This window comes from Lonsdalea populi, from assembly GCF_015999465.1.
Taxonomy (GTDB): domain Bacteria; phylum Pseudomonadota; class Gammaproteobacteria; order Enterobacterales; family Enterobacteriaceae; genus Lonsdalea; species Lonsdalea populi.
In genome coordinates this window covers 2,549,206-2,571,124 of sequence record NZ_CP065534.1, presented here as the reverse complement: position 1 = coordinate 2,571,124, position 21,919 = coordinate 2,549,206, and the positions used below count along the sequence as shown (strand labels likewise).

Genomic DNA, 21,919 nt, shown 5'->3' with positions numbered 1-21,919 from the left:
CGCAAGCACTGAGTCAGCAACTCACCGAAGCATCTGACGCACAATAAGGTGAATTGCAGGCTAAACCCTTTTCTATAAGGGTGTTGTCTCGCGTTAATCCCCGCCGTAACACAAGTTAGGACGACATGTTATTGCAACTGTAAATGATTCTCAATACTATTCTCCTTTATGTCTGGTTCTGTGGCGTTATCCACAGAAAGTAAAAATTAAGTAGTTAATCTTAACTAAATATTAACAAAGCTAAACTTGGAGGATTTATGGCTGAATCACTGCCGTATGGCTTTGCGGCAGCGCTATTGACTGCGCCGGATGCGGGGACGGAAGACTGGTGGGGACGGGTTGCGCATCTCGGCACGCCGCTGATCGAAAGCGCGGACCGGAAACAGGTCAGGGTGACGTTTCTCTGGCGCGATCCCGACGGCATGGAGGCGCTTTCCCCGACGCAGCGGGTGTACGCGGATATCAACGGTGTGACCGACCATCACAGCTGCTCGCCACAGAGCCTGACGCGTCTGGCAGGTACTGACGTTTGGCACTGGTCCGTCCTGGTAGAGAACGATTGGCGCGGCAGCTACTGTTTTTTGCCGGTCGGCGCCGGGCTGCTGCCGCCGGCGTTCAGCGAGGATGAGGACGAACGCCGCCGGCAGCAGCGCGAGTGGTGGTATTCGCTGTCGGCCCATGCGGTGGCCGATCCGCTGAATGCCAACGCGCCTCATCACACCTGGGGAGGCCAGCCTGAGTCGTCCGCCCATATGCCCGGTGCGCCGTCGCAGACCGCGTGGCGGCGCGTTGACCGGGGAGAGGGGACGGTCAACGGGCATCGGCTGCAGACCTTCACGTGGCGCAGCGACAAACTGGGCAACGCCCGGCGTATCTGGCTTTACACCACGGGAGACAGTTCCGCACCGGAACAGCGTCCGCTGGCGATTGTACTTGACGGCCAGCGCTGGGCGGAGCAGTTCCCGCTCTTTTCCGCGTTGGACGAAGAAACCCAGGGCGGGGCGCTGCCGCCCGCCGTCTGGCTGCTGATCGACGCGATCGATCTTGACGTCCGCAGCGACGAACTGCCCTGCAACGCCGATTTTTGGGCGGCGGTACAGGATGAACTGCTGCCGTTAGCCGCTCGGCACACGCTCTTTAGCCATGAACGCGATCGCACGCTGGTTGCGGGTCAGAGCTACGGCGGACTGGCGGCGCTGTATGCCGGGCTGTTTATGCCGCAGCGTTTCGGCCGGGTGCTGACGCAATCCGGCTCCTTCTGGTGGCCTGACCTGACCGTTATCACCGATGGCAATTCTTCCTCCCAACCCGGCGGCTGGCTGGGCGAGCAGGTTCGCAAGCAGGGGCTTACGGACATGCCGCTGACGGTATTTCAGGAGGCGGGAAGCCGCGAGGCGGACATTGAATTCGTCAATCGACAGATGCATCAGGCGCTGACAGCGGCAGGACACCGGGTTCAGTTTCGTGTGTATGCAGGCGGCCATGATGCGCTGTGCTGGCGCGGCGGCTTGATTGACGGCTGCCGCTGGCTGATGGCGGAGATGACTGAGGGGCATGCATGTTCCCACCACGTGGAAAAAGGCAATCAAATATGAGTCAGGAACAACCCAACCCGTTCGATGATGACAGTCTCGCGTTTCTGGTGCTGATGAACGCACAGGAGCAGTACAGCCTCTGGCCGTCGTTTGCAGCCGTTCCCGCAGGATGGGGTACCGTCTACGGGCCGGGCGACCGCTCGGCCTGCCTGAACTGGATTGAAACTCAGTGGCAGGATATGCGTCCCGCCGGCCTGCGGCAGGATGAGAGGTAACCGCGCACCGCACGTCGGCGTCGTCACGGCGCCACACTCCGTTTTCTGCATGCAAACGCAAAGGAAGTCACATCGTGTCTGACACTCTCGTCACGCCTGTACGACAGGCAAACTATCTGGAACTACCGCTCGTCGCGGCCCAGCCGGGGATCTGGATGGCGGACAGCATCGCCAGCCGGAGAAATATTTTTACCGTGGCGCATGCCATCGAACTCAACGGCCCGCTGGACCGCGACGATCTGGATACGGCTATTCGGCAAGGACTGGCCGAAGCGGATACGGTTCATGCCTGCTTCATACTGAACGAAGACGGTGAACCTCGGCAGCGTGTGCCGACCTGTGTGACGCCGAGCGACGTGCTGGCAGTCGAGTGGCGGGACCTCAGTCAGCAGCCGGAAGCTGAAAACGCTGCCTATGCATTGATGCAGGCGGATTTGGCGAAAGAACTGCCGGCCGACGGCGAACAGCCTCTGTACCGGCAGTGTGTAATGCGCGTATCGGCAGAGCCACAGCGGTGGCTGTGGTATCAGCGTTTTCACCATCTGCTGCTGGATGGTTTCAGTTTTGACGCGCTCACGCGGCGCATTGTCGAGATTTATAACGCCCTGCGGTCCGGAAAAGCGGCGGCGGCCACCCCGTTTACGCCCTTCAGCGGCGTGGTGGACGAGTATCTGACCTGGCAGTCTTCTCCCGCCTGTCAGCGCGCCGCCGAATTCTGGCGTAAACATGCGGCCGATCTGCCGGCGCCGATCTCTTTGTCCACCGAAGAGGGGCTGCCTCACTCAGACACGGTGCGGACCTGGCATCATCAACTCTCGTTCCCGGCGACGCCGTTTGCCGCGCTGGCGGCGCATCCCGAACTGGAGCAGACCCAACCGGCGGAAATCGCCATGGCGGCGCTGGCCGTCTACCTGTTTCGCATGAGCGGAGAACCTCGGCTGTCGATTGGCTTTCCGTTTATGCGCCGTATGGGCTCGGCGGCGCTGTCCGCCACCGGTCCGGTCGTGAACGTATTACCGTTACAGCTAACGCTCTCTTTCGACATGACATTGACGGACGTCACCCGGGCGTTGCTGGCGGAGATCAAAACCGTCCGCCGTCATCAACGCTACGAAGCCGAACAGCTGCGGCGCGATCTGGGGCGGGTCGGCGACCAGGCAGGGCTGTACGGGCCGGTCTTCAACTACAAGGTGTACAACGCCGGACTGGCGCTGGACGGCGCGCCCGCCGTCACCCACGTGCTGGCGATGGGCCCGGTGGACGATCTGGAGTTCAACATCGGCGTCGACGGCGACCGCTTACAGTTGGGGCTGGTGGCGAATCCCGCCCGCTATGACCGCCAGACGCTGACTGCGCACGGCGAGCGGCTGCACCACCTGTTGTCTCAGCTGGCGGAACAGCCCGCGCGGCGGATTGGCGATCTGTCGTTGCTGAGCCTCGAAGAGCAGCAGCGGATCGACGGCTGGAGCCGGGGACCGCAGCTTGCGATGCCGGACGATGTCGCTTCAGTCATCGACCTGCTGCGGCGTCAGGCGGTTCGGCAGCCAAAGGCGGTCGCGATCACCAGCGCAAACGAACAGATTGACTATGCGGCGCTGTCGGCGCGGGTGATGCAGCTGGCGCGCGTTCTGATCGCGCGCGGGGTTAGCGCGGACGATGTCGTCGCCATCGCCGTTCCGCGCTCGGTGGACAGCGTGGTGGCGATTCTGGCGGTGTTGGCCAGCGGCGCAGCCTATCTGCCGCTGGATCTGGACTATCCGCGCGAGCGTCTGACGCTGATGTGCGAAGATGCCCGGCCGGTGCTGCTGCTCACCTGGCGGGACCGGCTTGCTCAGATGCCGGACTTGCCGCACACCTTGTGTCTGGACGATGACGCGCTACGGGAGGAATGCCAGAGGGTCTCGGCGGCGCCTGTCGGCGATAGCGATCGTGCGCAGCCGCTGTGCGGCGATCATCTGGCCTACATCATTTATACCTCGGGTTCGACCGGTCGTCCGAAAGGCGTCATGAGCACGCATCGCGGCCTGCTGAACCTGCTGCTGTCCCACCAGCACTTCCTGTTCGGCCCGGCGATGACGCGTTTTCAGCAGCGTCACGGGAGACGGCTGCGCGCCGGTCATACGGCCTCCTTCTCGTTCGACTCCTCCTGGGAACCGCTGTTTTGCATGCTGATGGGCAGCGAGCTTTATATTTTCGATGAAGAGTTGCGTCGCGACGCGTGGGCGCTGGTGCAGCAAATGAATCAGGTGCCGGTGGATTTGCTGGACATCACGCCGTCGTTCTTCTCTCAACTGATCGACGCCGGTCTGCTGGAAGCCGAACAGCATCAGCCCGCCTTTATCATGATCGGCGGCGAGGCTGCCACGCCCAGGCTGTGGCAGCTGATGCAGCGCCAGAACGCCATCGAGATCCATAACTACTACGGCCCGTCGGAGTACACCATCGACACGCTGGGGGCCAGCGTGCAGGCGGCGGACCAGCCTGTGATTGGCCGGCCGGTCGCCAATACGCACGTCTGGCTGCTGGACGCCCGATTGCAGCCAGTACCGGTCGGCGTCCCCGGCGAACTGTATATCTCAGGGCCGGGCATTGCGCGCGGCTATCTGCGTCGCCCGGATCTGACGGCGGCCCGCTTCGTCGCCAATCCCTTTGAGCCGGGCGGGGTGATGTACCGCACCGGGGACGTGCTGCGCTGGCGTCCCGACGGCCAGTTGGCCTTTATCGGCCGTGTCGATCATCAGATTAAAGTGCGCGGTTTCCGCGTGGAACTGGGCGAGATCGAAAGCGCGCTGGCGGGATTGCCGGAAGTCAGCACCGCCGTGGTGATCGCCGAGCCGGTAGGCGTGACGCACCGCCTGATTGGCTACTGTTCGGTGCCGGACGAGGCGCTGCGCGCGCAGCCGGATATCTCTGCCCGCCTGTTGGCGCAGTTAGGCAGCACGCTGCCGGACTATATGGTGCCGGCGCTGCTGATGGTGATGGACGAGCTGCCGCTCACGGTGAACGGCAAAATTGACCGTCAGGCATTGCCGAAACCGCAGGCGGCGGCCGTTCGGCAGGGCAGGGCCGCCGAGGGCGAGCAGGAAGTGCGGATTTGCGAAGCCATCGCGACGCTGTTGCGGATGGATGCGGTCAACGCGGACGACGACTTCTTTGCGCTGGGGGGCGACAGCATCTCGGCGATGGGGCTGGCGACGGCGTTGCGCCGTCAGGGCTGGATGCTGCGTCCGCGTGAAATTTTCTCGGAACGCACGCCCGCCGGGATGGCGCGAACGATAGGCCCGTTGGCGCCACAGTCGGCGTTCCCGCGCGTCGCTCAACGCGGTCCGCTGACGGGGCTGCCGATCCTGCACTGGTTTGCGCGACATCACGGCGTCAACCGCCGTTTCGCTCACGGGGTCTGGCTTAACGTCCCCGAAGAAATGGATGCCGCGCACACGGCGCAGGCGCTGGCGGCGCTGATCGCCAGCCATCCCGTACTGGCGGCTTATACGCAGGACGAACGGCTGGTGGTGGGGGAACCTCCTCGTCACGCGGCGGCGTCGCTCTGTCGCACACTTGCAGTGCAAGGCGATGCCGAGGCCGCGGCCGAGCAGGCGTTTGATGAAGCGGTCGGCCGTCTCGATCCGGCGCAGGGCGTGATGTTGCAGGCCGTGCTGCTGCGCGCAGAGGCGCAATCGTGCGGACTGGTGCTGGTCATTCATCATCTGGCGGTCGACGGCGTTTCCTGGCGTGTGCTGCTGCCGGAGCTGCGGCAGGCCGCCGGCGCTCTACTGGCGGGACAGGATCCGACGTTGCCCGAGGAGGCGTATTCGCTGCATGACTGGTCGGCGCGGCTGCAGGCGGATGTTCCCGCGCGTCGCGACGAACTGCCGTTCTGGCGCGCCATGCTGCCGCCGGAGGTTCCTCGACTGGGACGGCGTCCGCTGGATGCGGAACAGGACCGCCAATCTCGTCAGGGTGAACAGCGTTTGCTGCTGAGCGCGGGCCAGACCGAAGCGCTGTTGACCACGCTGCCGCGCTGTTATCACGCCGGGGTGGAAGAGACGCTGCTGTGCGCGCTGGCGCAGGCCTGCGCCCGGCGGTTTAGGGTTTCCCGGCTGCGTCTGACGCTGGAGTCGCACGGTCGCAGCGACCACGACGACCGGGTGGATCTGACGCGCACCGTCGGCTGGCTGACGGCGGAATATCCCCTGTGTCTCGACTGGTCTGACGCGGAGGTCACCCAGCCGTGGCAGATGATGCGCGCGGTGAAACGCGTGCTGCGGGCCGTGCCGGATCGCGGTATCGGCTACGGCGTACTGCGCTATCTGGACGAGAAGAATGCGGATTCTCTTGCCGAGCGGGAAGCGCAGAGCGCCCCCGACATTCTGTTTAACTATCTGGGCCGGTTCGAGTCAGGCGAGGGCGAGTGGGCGCCGCAGCGCAACGACCGACGTTTCCGTGATGCCTTTGCCGTCGCGCAGGACGGAGAGATGGCGCTGAGCCACGGTCTGGAAATCAACCTCTTCGTCGATGAGCGTCAGGGCGCGCCGAGGTTGGCGATCCACTGGGGCTGGGCCGAGGGCGTATTTAACCGCGACGATATCGATGGGCTGCATCAGGCGCTGGCGCAGGCGGCGGACGATCTGCTGACCGCCGCGCTCCGACAACCGCAGTGTGCGGCGGATACGTTGGTCGCCGCCGACGTCGGTCTTGCTGGCGTGACGGATGACACGCTGGCGCAGCTCAGTCAACGGCATGGCCCGCTGGCGGCCGTCTTACCGCTGCTGCCGTTGCAGAAAGGACTGCTGTTCCACGCGCAAATGGCGGCGGATACCGGCAGCTATAACTCGCTCACCCGGGTGTCGCTGCGCGGGCCGCTGACCGCCGCCCACCTCCGTCGGGCGCTGGAGGCCGTCATCCGTCATCATCCGCAGCTGGCCGCCCGTTTCGACAGCGAACATGCCGAGCATCCGCTCCAGCTGATCCCGCTACTACAGGACGACGCCCACTATTGGCCGCTTGAGGTACAGACCCTCCCGCCGATGACGCCGGAGCAGGAAACCGCCGCGCTGCTGGCGTTGGAAAAAGCGGAGCTGGCGCGGGATCTGTTCCATCAGCCGCAGACCATGCTACGCGCGCTGCTGGTCAGCCATGCCGACGGTGAACGCCACACGCTGTTTCTCAACGCGCATCATTTGGTCGTCGACGGCTGGTCGACGCCGGTGCTGCTGCGCGATCTCTTCAACGTATGGGAAAACGCGACATTGACGCCGCCTCGCGTCAGTTATGGCGAGGTCGTGCGGCAGTTGACGGCGCGGGATGCCGAATGCTCTCGCTCACTGTGGCGCGAAGTGTTGAGTGATGCGCGGCCGACGCTGCTGTTTGGCGACGGGCCGCATGACGATGAGGTGCGCGAGCTGACGCTGCTGCCGGAGCCTGAGTTGGAGCGCGGACTGCTGACGCTGTGCCGCCAGCACGGGCTGACGCTGAATACGCTGATGCAGGGCGTGTGGGGCCTGCTACTTAGCGCCTACAGCGGGGCGAACGACGTGATTTTCGGCGCGCCGGTGTCCGGGCGTTTCGGGCACATAGACGGTATCGACGAGCACATCGGGCTGTTCAGCAACACGTTGCCGGTGCGGGTCAAACTCGACCCGTCGCGCTCGCTGCTGAGCCAGCTGGGCGCGCTGCAAACGCGGCAGATCGGGCTTGTCGAGCACGATAATCTGGGGCTGGGCGAAATCCAGCAGTTGGCCGGCGTCGGCACTTTATTCGACACGCTGCTGGTGGTGGAAAACTACCCCGACAGCGATGCATTGGGCAGCAGTTCGGCGGGGATTCGCTGCGACGCGCTCAATAACCGCGGCTACACGCACTATCCGTTGACGCTGCTGGTGCTGCCGGGGGAACGTCTGCGGCTGCTGATGGAGTACCGCTCCTGCGTATCGCAGCCGGATCGGCTAGGCCGACGGCTGATGCAGCTGTTGACGCAGTTGGTGAGTCAGCCGGAACAGCCGCTCTGCGCCTGGGCTCTGCAACTGCCGGAGGAGCAGGCGCTGCTGGCCAGGGTGAATAACACGGCGCACGCGGTGCCGCCGATGACGCTGCACGAGGCGCTGGCGCGTCAGGCGCAGCGGACGCCGCACGGCGCGGCATTGGCGGATGCTCGGCATCAACTGACCTACCGGCAGATGCGCCATCAGGTCGCGCTGCTGGCCGAACGGCTGATTGACGCGGGTGTCGCTCCCGGCGATATCGTCGCCGTGGCGCTGCCGCGTTCAGTCCGGCTATCGCTGGCGCTGCAGGCCATCGTCGCCGTCGGCGCAGCCTGGCTGCCTCTGGATACCGGGTATCCGGACGACCGGCTGGCGCTGATGGTGGACGATGCCGAGCCTCGGTTGGTGATCACGGAATCCGCGCTGAAAACGCGCTTTGCGGCGCTTGGCGACACGCTGCTGTTCGACGCGCTGGAAGACGCGTGCCGCCAGCCACGGGGGGGGACTGTGGCTATTTCACCGCAACACCCGGCCTACGTCATCTACACCTCCGGGTCGACCGGGCGACCCAAAGGCGTGGTGGTCAGTCATCAGGCCATCGTTAACCGGCTGTGGTGGATGCAGGACGCTTACCGGCTGACCCATGACGACGTGGTGTTGCAGAAGACGCCCTGTAGTTTCGACGTGTCGGTGTGGGAGTTCTTCTGGCCGTTGATGGTCGGCGCGAGGTTGGTAATGGCGCCGCCGGAAGCGCATCGCGATCCGGACGCGCTGACCCAGTTGATTAACGACTACGCCGTGACCACGCTGCACTTTGTGCCGTCGATGCTGGCGGCCTGGATCGGCGCGCTGGAAACGCAGACGGACGTCGGATGCGCCAGCCTGCGCCGCGTGTTCTGTAGCGGCGAGGCGTTGTCGCAGGAACTGGCGGAAAGCTATCAGACGCAAATTGCAGCGCCGCTCCACAACCTGTATGGGCCGACGGAAGCGGCGGTGGACGTGACCTATCAACCCGCATCGGGGGATGCGTTGACCTGCCATACGGCGGGCGGCGTGCCTATTGGTCTGCCGGTGTGGAACACCCAACTCCGGATTTTGGACAGCGCCCTGCGACCGGTGCCTTTGGGTGTGGCGGGCGATCTCTATCTGTGCGGGATCCAGCTCGCGCAGGGCTATTTGCGCCGGCCGGATCTGACCGCCGCGCGTTTTGTGGCCGACCCGTTCGCCAATGGCGAGCGCATGTATCGCACCGGCGATATCGCCCGCTGGCGCGAAGACGGCGCGGTGGACTATCTGGGACGCAGCGACGACCAGTTGAAGATCCGTGGACAACGCATCGAGCTGGGCGAGATCGAACAGGCGCTGTTGGCGCAGCCCGACGTGGCGCAGGCGGTGGTTTGCGCGCGGGAGCTGGGCGAACGCCACGGCGCGCTGGCGGGGGCCGACGCGCGCCAACTGGTGGCCTGGGTGATCCCGCAGGAGGGCGCGACGCTGGCGACGAGCGTGTTGCATCAGGCGCTGGCGCAGCGGCTGCCCGCCCACATGCTGCCGGTCAGTTATGTCGCGATGACGCAGTTCCCGCTTAGCGCCAACGGCAAGCTCGATCGCAAGGCGCTGCCGTCTCCGGCGGGACAGGCGCAGGCGGGCCGTCAGCCGGAAACGGAGCATGAGCGCATGCTGGCGGCGCTGTTCGGCGAGATTTTGACGCTGCCGACAGTGTATGCCGACGATGACTTCTTCGCGCTGGGCGGGCACTCGCTGCTGGCGATGAGGCTGGCGGCGGAAATTCGCCGTCGTTTGGGGCGTTCGCTGACGGTCGGTCAGATCATGGCGGCGCGCAGCGTGGAACGGATCGCGCAACGGCTGGCGGGCGAGGGCGCCGCATCGCGTCACAGCGGCGGGGATGAAACGCTGCCGCTGCGCGCCGGCGACGGCCCGACCTTGTTCTGCCTGCACCCTGCGTCCGGGTACGCCTGGCAGTATGCTGGTCTGCTGCGCCATCTGACGGGGAATTATCCTGTCGTCGGGCTGCAGTCGCCGCGTCCGGACGGCGTTATCGCCGCCTGTGATTCGGTGGCGGCGATGTGCGAACGGCACCTGGCGACGATCCGCCGCATACAGCCGCAGGGCCCGTACTTCCTGCTGGGATACTCGCTGGGCGGCACGCTGGCGCACGGCATCGCCGCGCGTCTGGAGGCCGCGGGCGAGCAGGTGGCGTTCCTCGGCCTGTTCGACACCTATCCGCCCGAAGGGCAGGACTGGAGCGGACCGAGCGAGGAGCAGGCGCAGCAGGAGGTGGCACAGGAGCAGGCCGAATTTATGGCCGAGTCGGAAGAAGAAACGGACGAGCATCTGCGCGCGGAAAAAGCGGCGATGTTCCGCGATATCGTGGCGAACTACCGCGATGCGGTGCAACGGCTCTCTACGGCGTCCACGCTGCGCTATCACGGTGAGGCGACGCTGTTCGTCGCCACCGGTACATTGCCGGAAGGGATGGACGTGCAGGCGACCTGGGCGCCGTATGTCGATCGTCTGACGACCTATCTCCAGCCTTGTGAGCACGCGGACATCCTGTCGCCCGCCTCGCTGGAGCGACTGGGGCCGCAGCTGAATCGACGGCTGATGCCGCTGGCCGAGCGCCAATCACGGTAGGGCGATCGGGCGGAGACGCGGTGCTCCGCCCGAGGTATCAGTAGGTCACAGCCCCTTTGGCGCCGGGTGATAGCGTCCGCAGGGCACGATCAGCGGCGTATGGGACACCGGATCGTCGATAATCACGCAGGTCATGCCGAAGACGTCGCGCACCAGCTCAGCAGTGACGATCTCGGCGGGCGCGCCCTGCGCCATCACGCGGCCCGACTGCATAACAATGAGATGGTCTGCGTAGCGGCAGGCCTGATTCAAGTCGTGCAGGACGGCGACCAGCGTATGGCCGCGTTGCTGGTTCAGCTCGCGGAACAGATCGAGCAGGTCGATCTGATGGGCGATATCCAGCCACGTGGTGGGTTCATCCAGCAGCAGCAGCGGCGTTTGCTGGGCCAGCACCATCGCAATCCAGACCCGCTGACGCTGTCCGCCGGAAAGCTCGTCCACGCTGCAGTCCGCCAACGCGCTGACGTTAGTGGCCTGCATCGCCTGTTCGACCGCCGCCTGATCTCCCTCACTCCACTGGCGCAGTAGGCTTTGGTGCGGGTAGCGGCCGCGCGCGACGAGATCGGCCACGGTGATGTTGTCCGGCACGATCGCGTGCTGGGGCAGCAGGCCGATCTGGCGGGCGAGGGCCTTGGTGGGAATGGTGTGAATATTTTTGCCGTCCAGCAACACTTCGCCCGCCAGCGGTTTCAGCAATCGGCACAGCGCGCGCAGTAGCGTCGATTTGCCGCAGGCGTTGGGGCCGACGATGACGCTGAACTGATGCGCCGGGATGGTCACATTCAGGTCTTCGGCAATGATTTTATGGTCGTAGCCCAATGTCAGGTGGGCGGCATGCAAAAACGGTGTCATCAATCACTCACTCTAAACAACGGTTGAGCCGTCTCCCGCATGGAGAATGCGGAGACGGGCGTCGGTCAATGGCGCGACTCGCGAATCAGCAGCCAGATCAGGTAAATGCCGCCGATGCTGACGGTCACGGCGCCGACCGGCAGTTGGACCTGGCGGAAGGCGTGCTGGGCGATCATATCTGCCGCCAGCAGCAGCGTGGCGCCGACCAGGGCGGCGGACACCAGCGGCGTGGCGCTGGCGCGGGTCAGGCGGCGGGCGATCTGCGGCGCGGCGAGGGCGATAAAGGAGATCGGCCCCGCGGTGGCGGTGACCAGCGCGGTCAGTACGATACCGAACAGCATCAACCACAGGCGGCTCGCCTCCGCGTTAACGCCGAGCGCGCGGGCGCTGTCGTCGCCCATTTCCAGTAGCTGAAGGCGTTTGCCCAGCAGCAACACGGCCAGCGTCGCCAGCGGCGTGAGCCATAGCGCGGGTTGCGCTTTGGTCCAGGTCATGCCGTTGAGTGTGCCGGTTCCCCACAGCGTGGCGGTCATGGCATGCTCCAACGAACCGGTGATGATCAGCCAGGTGTTAAAGGCAGACAGCACAGCGCCGACGGCAATGCCGACGATAATCAGCCGGAAACCGTTAATGCCTTTGCGCCAGGCCAGCAGATACACCAGCGCGGCGGCGGCAATGCCGCCCATGACGGCGCCGCTGACGATCTGGTAGTAGTCGCCTTCCCACACCATGACCGCCAGCAATACGCCGGTGAAGGCGCCAGTGTTGAAACCGACGATATCCGGACTGCCGAGCGGGTTGCGGATAATGGACTGAAAAATGGCGCCGCTTAGCCCGAGGCTCGCGCCCAACAGCAGCGCCATCGCAGCGCGCGGCGCTCGCCACTGGGTGACGACGGTCTGAATGCCGCCGTCCGTGTGACCGGCTAGCGCCTTCCATACGTCGAGCGGGGCTATTTTCAGCGTTCCCAGCCCCATGGCGACCGTCAGCAGCAGCAGGCCCAGCATCAGAAGCAGCGCGTTGACGAGCAGGGTTCGTCTGGCGAAGCGACCGCTGACGATGCCGCCGGGCGCGCGAAGCGAGAGTATCTTACTGGCCATCTCTGTTTCCTCAGGCTTTACGCTGGCGAACCAGCCAGATCAGAACCGGCGCGCCGATAAAGGCTGTCACGATGGAGACGCGCAGCTCGCCTGCCGCCAGCAGACGGCCCGCGATATCGGCGCAGAGCAGCAGGATGGGGGCGAACAGAAACGAGTACACCATGATCCAACGCTGATCCGGCCCCGCCCACCAGCGGGCGACATGCGGGATCATCAGGCCGACGAAGCCAATCGGCCCTGCCAGCGCGGTGGCGGAACCACACAGCAGCATGATGGCCAGCACGGCGACGACGCGAATCAGAACGATGCGGGTGCCCAGCGCCATTGCGATATCTTCGCCCATGCTCAGCGCGTTCAGCGAACGGGCGGCGAACAGCGCCAGCACCGCGCCCAACAGTATGGTCGGCGCAACGATGGCTACGTTGCGCAGCGAACGGATATCCAGCGATCCGGCTTCCCAGATGCGCATCTGATCGAAGGCCTGCGGGTCGAGTAGCGAGAGGGATGACGAGAGGCCGGACAGGACCGCGCTGAGTGCCACGCCCGCCAGCGTTAGGCGAATCGGGTTGATGCGCCCGCCGCTGAGCGTGCCGATCAGCCAGACTGCCAGACTGGTGACGAGCACGCCTATCCAGGCGAATCCCAGCCAGGCCGTCATGCTGCTGATGCCGAAGCAGGTGATGCCGATGACGATGGCGAAGCTAGCGCCCGCGTTGACGCCGAGGATGCCGGGGTCGGCTAAAGGATTACGGGTCAGCGCCTGAATCACGGCGCCCGCGCCGCCCAGCGCGAGGCCGACAATGACACCCGCCAGCGTGCGCGGCAGACGCGCATTGAGAATGATCGTGCTGTCGGCCGTATCGATCTGACCGGTCAAACTGTGCCAGACCACGGCCGGAGAAATCGATTTCGCCCCGATAGTCAGGCTGGCGACGACGACCAGCGCCAGCAGCAGCAGGAAGAAAAGAAGACCGGTGCGACGCCGAAAGGCTTGAGAATAACGGGCGGGTGGCTGATTGGCGGCGAGAGGCGCCTGATGCGAAGGAAGTGACATCGCCAACGAACAGCTCCTTAATATGTGAAGATGAGTATGATTATCATTAATATTATCGAGCCGCTATGTTAGCATGCCTCGGTGAGCAAATACATTGACGTAGACCGCGTGTTGACGCCATTCAGCCCCCCCGCTGAACGGGCGGTATCACCTTTATTTTATGGAATATTATGGCTAGAACCTCCGTCTTGCTTGACTTCAGTTTGCTTAAAAATAATGCCCATTTTCGTGCGATTTTCGTCGCAAGAATGTTGTCCGTGTTCTCGTTGGGTATGCTGGCGGTGGGCGTGCCCATTCAAATCCAGTCGATGACCGGTTCCACCCTGCAAGTCGGGGTGGCGGTGGCGCTCGACGGCGTGGGGATGTTTATCGGCCTGATGTGCGGCGGCGTGCTGGCGGACCGTTTCGACCGGCGCAAACTCATCCTGTTCGCGCGCGGCACCTGCGGACTGGGTTTTGTCGCGCTCAGCCTCAATGCTTTTTCCAGCTCGCCGTCTCTCGTGGCGCTGTACGTGCTGGCCGCCTGGGATGGGTTCTTCGGCGCCTTAGGCATGACGGCGCTGATGGCGGTGATCCCGCTGCTGGTGGGGCGGGAGAATCTTCCGGCCGCCGGTGCGCTGAGTATGTTGACGGTACGACTGGGGGCTATCCTGTCGCCGGCGCTGGGCGGGGTCATTATCGTGGCGGGCGGCGTCGGCTGGAGTTTCGCCGTGGCGGCTATCGGCACTCTGGGCACCTTGATCCCGCTCATGCGGTTGCCGTCTCTTCAGCCGGAGGCCTGCGAGCCGGAGCATCCGCTGCGTTCGCTGGCGGGCGGCGTAAAATTCGTCTGTTCGCACCCGGTGGTCGGCTGGGTGGTGGTGCTCGGTCTGCTGGTCAGCATGATCGGCGCGATGCGGGTCTTGTTTCCTGGGTTGGCGAACGATGTTTATCACGCCGGCCCCTCAGCCATCGGCCTAATGTACTCCGCGGTGCCGCTGGGGGCGATGCTGGGCGCGTTTACCAGCGGCTGGGTTTCCGGCGTAAGTCGGCCGGGGATGGTGCTGTTAGTCTGTACGATGGGCGCGTTCCTGTCTGTGGCGCTGCTGGGCGCGGCGGGCTATTTCGCCGTGGCGCTGGCGGCGCTGGTTTGTTACGGCTATCTCAACGCCATTGCCTCCCTGCTGCAGTTCACTTTGATTCAGACGCATACGCCGGACAGGCTGCTGGGACGCGTGAATAGTCTGGGGTCGGCGCAGGACGTGACCGGCGATTCGATCGGCGCGCTGGGTCTGGGGGCGATGACCCGGCTTATGACGCCGGCGCTAAGCCTTATGTCTTTCGGCGGCGCGGCGGCGATACTGGGACTTGGGCTGATGTTGCTGGTTCGGCCTTTGCGCCGATGTACGTTCGGGCAGGTTAATGAGGAAGAACCGGTTGGCGAAGGGCCGGATGAGGCGGAGCGATCCTCCTCGCGCCACGCTTAGGCGACGATGGACAGAAGCGTGGACGCAGGCCGCAGAGACGCGGCCGAATCGGGGACATGAAGGATTAAGGCTTGCAGAAAAAATGCTCGATATTGTTCAGCATATTGTTAGCGCTGTAATAATCGAGCCGGAACGTGTCCGGCCCCATCGCCCACACATGCTGTTGCACAACAGGCTCGATGTGGCTCAGGAACGGATTATTCATCAGATTGCCGACCGTTTTTTCATCGGCGGAAAACAGCAGCAAAGATTTGCCGTTCAGACTGTCCGCCATGTTCTCTCCCGAGATTTGTACGATGTCCCGCCGTTTACCCTGACTGGTTTCGGTCGGCAGGCCAGGCGGCAGATCGGCCAGCTGAAAGCCTAACTCCGACAGGAGCTGGCCTTGCGCGGAAGCGCGGGTCCAGATATTCACCCCCCGTCCGTCTTCGTAATACACCAGCGCTGAAACCGGCTGCGGCGGCAGCGAAATCGCCTGTTTGATCGCCTGTACGCGCTGTTCAAAGCGGTCGACGACGTCATGGGCCTCTTTTTCGCGGCCCGTCGCTACACCCAACTGTTCGGCCAACTGCTGCCAGCTCTTATCGCCGTAGTCGATCACCAGCGTTGGGGCGATGGCGGAAAGCTGGTCATAGAGTTTCAACGCGGAGTCGCCGCCGGTGGCGGCAATAACGATCAGATCCGGTGACGCGGCGGCAATGGCTTCCGCGTTAGGCTCGGTGATGTACAGCGGCTTAACATTGCGCGCTCTGGCTTCTTGTCCCCACTGGATAAAAAAGCCCTGATCGTCGGACACCGTAGAGTTACGGCTGGTGGCGCCGGAACCGATCACCTGCGCATTAATCGCCAACAGCGTACCGGTAATGGTGACGCTGGTGGACACGATGCGCTGCGGCGGATGTTGCAGCGTCAGCGGGCCTTTTAACGTTTGGACCGTTCGCGGCCAGCCGTCGTGGGCGTCGGCGGAAGAAGGGGGCGTGGGACTGTCGCTGTTCTGATTGTCGCAGCCGCTGATGAGTGTGAGCAGGGCGCTGAACATCAGTGCGCACAGCCGGGGAAATTGGGAATAGGCGTAGCCTTGCATAGCCGTCAGACTCCTCCTGATTCGGACAAGGTAGTGCTCGGATTCGGGAAGGAGAGTAAACGATAACCACGCTGAGGTACAACTCGAAATCCCCGGCGAGGCGTCGCCGGAGAGCGATCAACGCATGACGCGGGCGAGGAAGTCGCCGGCGAGGTTGGTGCCCGTAACGGAGACTCGGTGATCGACGTTCGGCAGCAAATGCAGTTCGCAGTCAACTCCGGCCTGCGTCAATACACGTTCCATCTGCTGGCTATGCTGCCAGGGCAGTTTGTCGTCCGCCATGCCGTGTATCAGCGCGACCGGTATTCGGCGCGCAATGCGGGCATCGGTAAACACAGGCAGATAGCCCGAGAAGGAGACGATTGCGCCATAGGGGCAGCGGTCCGACGCCAGTGTATCCAGCGCCATGATTGCGCCCTGAGAAAACCCGACCAGCGCGACCCGTTCCGGGTGTTCAGTCATCTGGTATCGGTCTATCGCTTGCTGAATAATGGCATCGAACGTGGCACGTGCGGCGACGATGCGGGCGTTGCGTAAGGCGGGAGTATCGTCGTCGATATCAAACCATTGAAAGCCCTCGCCTTGCGTGAAGGGAAAAGGGCCATTGGGAAGGGCGAAATGCGTGGACGGCCACTGTTGTTGCCAACGCTTGGCCACGGAAGCGAAATAGCGGCCATAGCCGCCGATGCCGTGCAAAAAAATGATCGGTGAATTATCCATACGGTCCCTCGCTGTAGATAAATCGGCTACGGCAGTGCGCCGCAGCGGCAAGAGAGAGAATAGCACCGGGGCTGGCGTCAGGCACAGGCCCCGGATGAAGCGGGATCAGGCTTGACGCGATCTCGTCGGTTTCAGGGCATAAGGCCCGTCGCCGACTAATGCCAGCGCGATCAGGCCGACGATCCACAGCGCAGGGAATTCCCAACCGCCGTTCGGGTTATTGAAGAAGAAGTCTGCTGGACCGTGCACGGTGAAGATAGCGCCAAGCAGGATCAAGATGGATGCCAGCGCGGTGCCCCGGCACCAAACTCCCAGCAGCAGCGTAACGGCGGTGAACAGTTCCCACGCGATGGTGACGTAGGCCAGCCAGCCGGGCAGACCCAACGAGGCGAAGAACTGGGCCGTTCCCGCCGGGGTGAATACGAATATTTTCAGGCTTACGTGAGCGAAGAACAGGATGCTGAGCGCGACACGCAGCAGAAGTGCGGCATAGGGGGCCGTTTTATTATCAATCATCATGAATACCCTTCGATTTAGCATTGTGTGGCATCACTATACTGTTTCCATCCCAGACGTTAAGTAGGCAAACTGCGAATAATTATTACGTTTTCGGCAATAATGGTCACCACCCCTGATCCCACGGCGGTGCGCTCTCATAACGTTCGACCAGAAAATTGACCAGAGCGCGGACTTTGGCGGGCAGCGCTCGGGCGGCGGGGTAGACGACGTAGATCCCCATTGGAGGCGTTTCCAACGCTTGCAGCAGCGGCACGACTTCTCCGTTGCGCAGGCTGTTGCCCGCGACAAAGCTGGGGACGCGGGTGATGCCCAGCCCTTGTTTGGCGGCCGTCAGGCATGCTTCCGCATTAGAAAAATACAGCTTCCCGGGGATGGCGACGGCTTTGATAACCCCCGCGACGCTGAAGGTCCAACTGTACGGATCCTGAAAATTGGTATCCACGATGCAGCGGTGATTTAACAGGGCTTCCGGGGTGTCTGGCGTACCGTGTTGCGCCAGATATTCCGGGGACGCGACGCAGATGATGTGGGAATCGCAGAGCTTACGCGCCATCATACTGCTGTCGGAGAGTTTACCGATACGGACGGCCAGATCGTAGCCTTCGTCCACCAGATGCACCAAACGATCGGCGAAATTGACGTCCAACTGAATCTCGGGATAGCGCCGGGCGAAGTCGGTCAGTAACAGAGAGAGTTGGGCGATACCGAAGGTGATCGGGGCGGAAAGACGCAGGCGGCCAGAGGGGCGGCGGCCTCGTCGCGGATGGAGACGTCCAGCATATCGAGCTCTTCCAAGAGGTGGCGGATACGCTCGTAATAAACCTTGCCAACGTCGGTGGGCGACAGCGCACGCGTAGTGCGCTTGAACAGTTGAACCCCGAGATAGGATTCCAGTCGGGTCATCAGCCTTGATGCCTGAGCCGCACTGGTTTCCAGCCGCTCAGCGGCCCGGGAAAAACTCCCCAGCTCGTAAATCGCCACAAACATGCGATCGCATTCCAAACGTTCCATCTTGAATCTTCGCTCTGTGTCCGGCAGTGGCGTTTACTGCAGCACAATGGCCGCAGCGTCTGATTGGGGCCGGCGCGGTCTTGGAAATTGAGATTCGCAGTGACCTCACCGACGGTGGTTGCGGCTCGGGTGAGGTCGCGGCGCTTACAGCGCTTTCGCGGTCAGCAGGTCGACCTGCGTGGCGTCGGCGACGCGCTTGAGGTAGGCGGCAACGTTTGGGCCGAACTGAATGCCCTTGACGATGGTCAGAGAGCGCAGGACCGGGAACAGGACGAAGTCGCTGGTGGAAATAGCCGTAGGCTGTGCCAGCAAGGGTTCCAGCTCAGCTAGCTGCTGCTCGACCTTGGCGATCAGCTCTGGCGTCTGCGCCGTCAGCGCTTCCAGATCGCCAAAAGCTTTTTCTTCACGGACTCGGTAGGCTTCACGCGCTTCGGGCGTCGCCAGCTCTTTGAAGTCCGCCTTGGTAAAACGAGGCACTGCCAGTTTGAACACCGTACCCGAGGCCGCTTTACTCCAGGCCTCGAAAGTTTGCTCCACCGGTTTGTCGACGATTAGCGGCGCTTTGAGCGCATCGACATAATGCACGATATCCATGCTTTCCGGCATGTAGCTGCCATCCTCTTTTTGCAGTATAGGCACAACCTTACGCCCGACCATGCGGGTCGGCGTATCGGCATCGCCCTCCATAATGACAGACAGCTCATGAGGAATTGCCTTCAGACCGAAAATCATTCTGGCTTTAACGCAAAACGGGCAGTGTTCATAGATGAAAAGTTTCATTGATTAGCACCTTACTGATTAGAAGAACGGTTCTGCAACTGGTTCTTTCGACCACCGCGTCGCCATATAATTCGATGGCTAAGATAATGCAGTCTATCGGCAACCGTAAAGGGGATATTGGGATGAACCTTTGGACCGTCGGTACGGTATCCATTCGTTAGTACGCGATATTAGTGCACGTAGTTTCTGCTTAGTGACTCCCTAAATATATTTATAAGTTTGTATTTTTCCAGTGATATGTTTCGCCCTGTGGATCGATAATAAATAAAACACCGTCATATTCAATTCAGACAAATATCAGTTTTATCTTAAAGAACAGACGCCGTGATATGAGGTCTTATCGACTCGTTACTCATGTTTTGACCTGATGGATTTATTTGAATCTTAACTAACGCGTAAATTAATTTGCACGTCATTTATACAATTAAGTCATTGTTTTTTATTACTACTAAAGATGTAAAATAAAAATGAAAGTCAATGATGGCCCGATCCATTTACGTCTCTGGCTGTATATTATTTTTCTAAATATAATCACTTTGCTGTACTATTTCATTTCTCATCGGCAGTGAGCGTGTTTGTCCTTTCACATGCTCGAGGGTGGCCGATGAGTAGGCGAACGATACGCTCTCTTGCGGATGATAATCCATATTTAACATAGAGTTAGGGTATGAAAAGCGAATATCGGTTAGGATTGCGTTCTCTAAAGTTAATTTGAAATACAGCTCATTCCTACCGTATTCAGCCGTTCGGTAAAATAAAAACTCACAGAGTAGCCGCTCTTTTCCATTCAATGCATTGACTAAAAGCGGCGTGGATTTATCGATAGGCTTTATTATGTCGATATGCCGAAAGGGATCATCTTTCTCCAGTGATAATGTATTTATCAGTTTGCAGATGAATATTTCATTGTCATGGGAAAGGTAAAGCCGGTTCCCGTTAGAGTTTATGTTTGAACAACCTTCAGATATTAATCCTTGTTTTTCCCCTGTTAACTTTAAATATATCATGTTAGACATAGTCACTCCTTGGACCATCCTGAAAAATATAGTTAAACATAAGAAATCATTTTATTCTTTTGAATGATTAATATCTACGCTATCTATATGTGTAGTCAATAAGAAATATAAAATAATGACAATCTATAAATAAAAATTTGGCTATGTAGAATTTTATTTTTGTCCCGATAGTGACTGCATCGTCTTATAGCTAAAGGACTTGCTTAAAGATCAATAGGTTGACCGCTTTTATGTCAATACCGACCAACGTTATGTCATTGTGGTTGATATTGAGGATCTATGCCCACAAAAAAGCGTTACAGTCAATTCACTTCGGTTCACTAGTGGGTGCTTGTAAGTAGGGGGTTTGAGGCTGGAATGTTCTTTTAGATTCGCGTCGTGATGGCGTCCCCAGCAGGAATCGAACCTACAACTAGCCCTTAGGAGGGGCTCGTTATATCCATTTAACTATGGGGACACGGCTGGCGGGCATTATACTCAATTTAATCGCGTCCATAAGCACTTGGCGGTGCGTTTGCTCATTCCTCCACCACTTCAACGCGATCGGTCGTCCTTTTCATCGTTAAGTCTGACGGCTTTTTTGTCCTTGTCCGGCAGGTCGCTGCGGATTTGGGCATGGCTGATCAGCGCGAAAACAAAGGTTCCGCCGATAATGTTGCCCGCCAACGTCGGCAGAGCGAAAGGCCAGATGAAAGCCTGCCACGACAGTTGCTGATTGAAGACCAAATAAAAAATCTCAGTCGCGCCCGCGACAATATGCGTCAGGTTACTGGCGGAGATAAGCCAGGTCATGATGATAATTACTAGAATTTTTGCGTTACCGGCGTTCGGCAGCATCCACACCATTGTGGCGATGATCCAGCCGGAGACCATGGCGTTTGCGAACATCTCTTCCGGCGGATTCTCCATTACGTGCAGGGCGATATCAGAGAACGCATGGCGAACCTCTGCGCTGAATACGGGCAGTGCCGTATAACCCAGCGCGGCCAATGCGGTACCGATGAGATTCCCGAACAGGACAATCCCCCACAGGCGTAATAGCAGGCGAAAGTTATGTACGCTGGGCTGATGCATAATCGGCAGTACGGCCGTGACGGTGTTTTCCGTGAACAGCTGCTGGCGCGCCATGATGACGATGATAAAGCCCAACGTGTACCCGAAACTCTCCAACAGGTGCGCTCCGGTCACGCCTTTCAGCTCGGCGTGAAGCAGTCCCATGGCGATGAGCGATGTCCCCATCGAAAGCCCGGCGGCGATGGCGGACCACAAAAGCGCTCTGCCATCCCTCACCAGCTCTTTTTGACCTTCCTGCCGGATACGCTCATGGATAGCTGCGGCCGGGGAGGGCAGGGAATCTTCATCCACAACGATATTTTGTCCCTGGCCGCTTTCGTCACTTTCTACGCTTCGACTATTTGTTGAACGAGGATCATTCATCACTGATTTTTCCGTTAGCATCGTGTAGGCGGGAACTGACCTATAAGCATAGTCAGTCTTCATCGCAGCGATTTTTTTTCAGAAAGATAGACATGATGCAGTTCGACCATGAGCTGACCCCGTCATGACGCAGCGTCGCATCGCTCAGGCCACGTTTGGGCAAAATCGGGCTGGCCGCCGTCCGCGTTAATGACTCTGGAGGGTGGAGAAGGGTGTCAGCTTTTGCGTCTTAAATGATTTTATGGTGATGGCGTTGAGACAGACCGCTTCCCGCTGTGACTTTGACGGCTTTACTGATGGTTTCAGGCCATATCGCTGTATTCATCCATGCTGGAACTGAAACGGTCGAAGCCAACAGTCTCTCTCTGGGATGAAAACGTACATCGGCACGCTGTTGCCGGTTAACGCAGCGGGCATGAATTTATCGTATGGTGATA

At 60.8% G+C, this 21,919-nt stretch carries 15 protein-coding genes and 1 tRNA gene; 4 read left to right on the top strand and 12 right to left on the bottom strand.

Annotated features, from left to right (window positions below; all coding sequences use genetic code 11):
- Positions 1-257: 257 nt before the first annotated feature.
- The 3 genes from fes to I6N93_RS11265 all read left to right on the top strand — a co-directional run bounded on the left by fes (position 258) and on the right by I6N93_RS11265 (position 10,443).
- The gene (fes, locus tag I6N93_RS11275) at positions 258-1,595 is read left to right on the top strand and encodes an enterochelin esterase (RefSeq protein ID WP_085685218.1); all 1,338 of its coding nucleotides are present in this window, start codon (positions 258-260) and stop codon (positions 1,593-1,595) included.
- The gene (locus I6N93_RS11270) at positions 1,592-1,810 is read left to right on the top strand and encodes an MbtH family protein (RefSeq protein ID WP_085685215.1); all 219 of its coding nucleotides are present in this window, start codon (positions 1,592-1,594) and stop codon (positions 1,808-1,810) included. Before fes ends, I6N93_RS11270 begins: the two co-directional genes overlap by 4 nt.
- Positions 1,811-1,884: 74 nt before the next feature.
- A complete protein-coding gene (locus tag I6N93_RS11265; RefSeq protein WP_085685213.1) occupies positions 1,885-10,443 on the top strand; it encodes an amino acid adenylation domain-containing protein in 8,559 nt (2,852 codons plus the stop codon).
- Between the two features lie 45 nt (positions 10,444-10,488).
- Here I6N93_RS11265 and I6N93_RS11260 read toward each other — a convergent pair whose 3' ends face one another.
- The 3 genes from I6N93_RS11260 to fepD all read right to left on the bottom strand — a co-directional run bounded on the left by I6N93_RS11260 (position 10,489) and on the right by fepD (position 13,449).
- Complete coding sequence (locus I6N93_RS11260) at positions 10,489-11,295, bottom strand: ABC transporter ATP-binding protein (RefSeq protein ID WP_085685210.1); 807 nt, start codon at positions 11,293-11,295, stop codon at positions 10,489-10,491.
- Positions 11,296-11,360: 65 nt separating this feature from the next.
- Positions 11,361-12,395 (bottom strand): iron-enterobactin ABC transporter permease, encoded by a 1,035-nt coding sequence (gene fepG, locus I6N93_RS11255; protein ID WP_085685207.1) that lies wholly within the window; start codon positions 12,393-12,395, stop codon positions 11,361-11,363.
- A 10-nt stretch (positions 12,396-12,405) separates the two neighbouring features.
- Positions 12,406-13,449, bottom strand: a complete 1,044-nt coding sequence (gene fepD / locus I6N93_RS11250) for a Fe(3+)-siderophore ABC transporter permease (protein ID WP_085685204.1) — start codon at positions 13,447-13,449, stop codon at positions 12,406-12,408.
- 170 nt (positions 13,450-13,619) lie between these two features.
- Here fepD and entS point away from each other — a divergent pair, with 170 nt between their 5' ends.
- Positions 13,620-14,915 carry an enterobactin transporter EntS gene (gene entS / locus I6N93_RS11245; RefSeq protein ID WP_085685201.1) on the top strand — a complete coding sequence of 432 codons (1,296 nt, stop codon included), beginning with the start codon at positions 13,620-13,622 and terminating at the stop codon, positions 14,913-14,915.
- Between the two features lie 64 nt (positions 14,916-14,979).
- On the opposite strand, the gene fepB is transcribed toward entS, so the two are convergent.
- The 9 genes from fepB to I6N93_RS11205 all read right to left on the bottom strand — a co-directional run bounded on the left by fepB (position 14,980) and on the right by I6N93_RS11205 (position 21,482).
- On the bottom strand, positions 14,980-15,999 hold the full coding sequence (fepB, locus tag I6N93_RS11240; protein WP_085685197.1) for a Fe2+-enterobactin ABC transporter substrate-binding protein: 1,020 nt from the start codon (positions 15,997-15,999) through the stop codon (positions 14,980-14,982).
- A gap of 117 nt (positions 16,000-16,116) precedes the next feature.
- The gene (locus I6N93_RS11235) at positions 16,117-16,719 is read right to left on the bottom strand and encodes an alpha/beta hydrolase (RefSeq protein WP_085685194.1); all 603 of its coding nucleotides are present in this window, start codon (positions 16,717-16,719) and stop codon (positions 16,117-16,119) included.
- Between the two features lie 105 nt (positions 16,720-16,824).
- Entirely contained in the window at positions 16,825-17,238 is a 414-nt protein-coding gene (locus I6N93_RS11230; RefSeq protein WP_232100010.1) for a DoxX family protein, read from the bottom strand.
- Between the two features lie 103 nt (positions 17,239-17,341).
- A complete protein-coding gene (locus tag I6N93_RS11225) occupies positions 17,342-17,941 on the bottom strand; it encodes a substrate binding domain-containing protein (protein WP_309251400.1) in 600 nt (199 codons plus the stop codon).
- Positions 17,917-18,249: a LysR family transcriptional regulator gene (locus I6N93_RS17380; protein WP_309251397.1), complete on the bottom strand. Its 333-nt coding sequence runs from the start codon at positions 18,247-18,249 to the stop codon at positions 17,917-17,919. Before I6N93_RS17380 ends, I6N93_RS11225 begins: the two co-directional genes overlap by 25 nt.
- Positions 18,250-18,393: 144 nt before the next feature.
- Positions 18,394-19,029 carry a glutaredoxin 2 gene (gene grxB / locus I6N93_RS11220; protein WP_085685188.1) on the bottom strand — a complete coding sequence of 212 codons (636 nt, stop codon included), beginning with the start codon at positions 19,027-19,029 and terminating at the stop codon, positions 18,394-18,396.
- Between the two features lie 521 nt (positions 19,030-19,550).
- Positions 19,551-20,045, bottom strand: coding sequence for a type VI secretion system tube protein TssD (gene tssD / locus I6N93_RS11215; protein WP_085685185.1), 495 nt, complete (start codon positions 20,043-20,045; stop codon positions 19,551-19,553).
- Positions 20,046-20,427: 382 nt separating this feature from the next.
- Positions 20,428-20,502, bottom strand: a tRNA-Arg gene (locus I6N93_RS11210).
- A gap of 77 nt (positions 20,503-20,579) precedes the next feature.
- A complete protein-coding gene (locus tag I6N93_RS11205; protein ID WP_085685183.1) occupies positions 20,580-21,482 on the bottom strand; it encodes a formate/nitrite transporter family protein in 903 nt (300 codons plus the stop codon).
- Positions 21,483-21,919: the final 437 nt, after the last annotated feature.

Coding starts and splice junctions, on each gene's coding strand:
- entS (WP_085685201.1), top strand. CDS start 13,620: ATGGCTAGAACCTCCGTCTTGCTTGACTTCAGTTTGCTTAAAAATAAT.
- I6N93_RS11235 (WP_085685194.1), bottom strand. CDS start 16,719: ATGGATAATTCACCGATCATTTTTTTGCACGGCATCGGCGGCTATGGC.
- I6N93_RS17380 (WP_309251397.1), bottom strand. CDS start 18,249: ATGGAACGTTTGGAATGCGATCGCATGTTTGTGGCGATTTACGAGCTG.
- fepB (WP_085685197.1), bottom strand. CDS start 15,999: ATGCAAGGCTACGCCTATTCCCAATTTCCCCGGCTGTGCGCACTGATG.
- I6N93_RS11230 (WP_232100010.1), bottom strand. CDS start 17,238: ATGATGATTGATAATAAAACGGCCCCCTATGCCGCACTTCTGCTGCGT.
- fepG (WP_085685207.1), bottom strand. CDS start 12,395: ATGGCCAGTAAGATACTCTCGCTTCGCGCGCCCGGCGGCATCGTCAGC.
- I6N93_RS11270 (WP_085685215.1), top strand. CDS start 1,592: ATGAGTCAGGAACAACCCAACCCGTTCGATGATGACAGTCTCGCGTTT.
- fes (WP_085685218.1), top strand. CDS start 258: ATGGCTGAATCACTGCCGTATGGCTTTGCGGCAGCGCTATTGACTGCG.
- fepD (WP_085685204.1), bottom strand. CDS start 13,449: ATGTCACTTCCTTCGCATCAGGCGCCTCTCGCCGCCAATCAGCCACCC.
- tssD (WP_085685185.1), bottom strand. CDS start 20,045: ATGTCTAACATGATATATTTAAAGTTAACAGGGGAAAAACAAGGATTA.
- I6N93_RS11260 (WP_085685210.1), bottom strand. CDS start 11,295: ATGACACCGTTTTTGCATGCCGCCCACCTGACATTGGGCTACGACCAT.
- I6N93_RS11205 (WP_085685183.1), bottom strand. CDS start 21,482: ATGAATGATCCTCGTTCAACAAATAGTCGAAGCGTAGAAAGTGACGAA.
- grxB (WP_085685188.1), bottom strand. CDS start 19,029: ATGAAACTTTTCATCTATGAACACTGCCCGTTTTGCGTTAAAGCCAGA.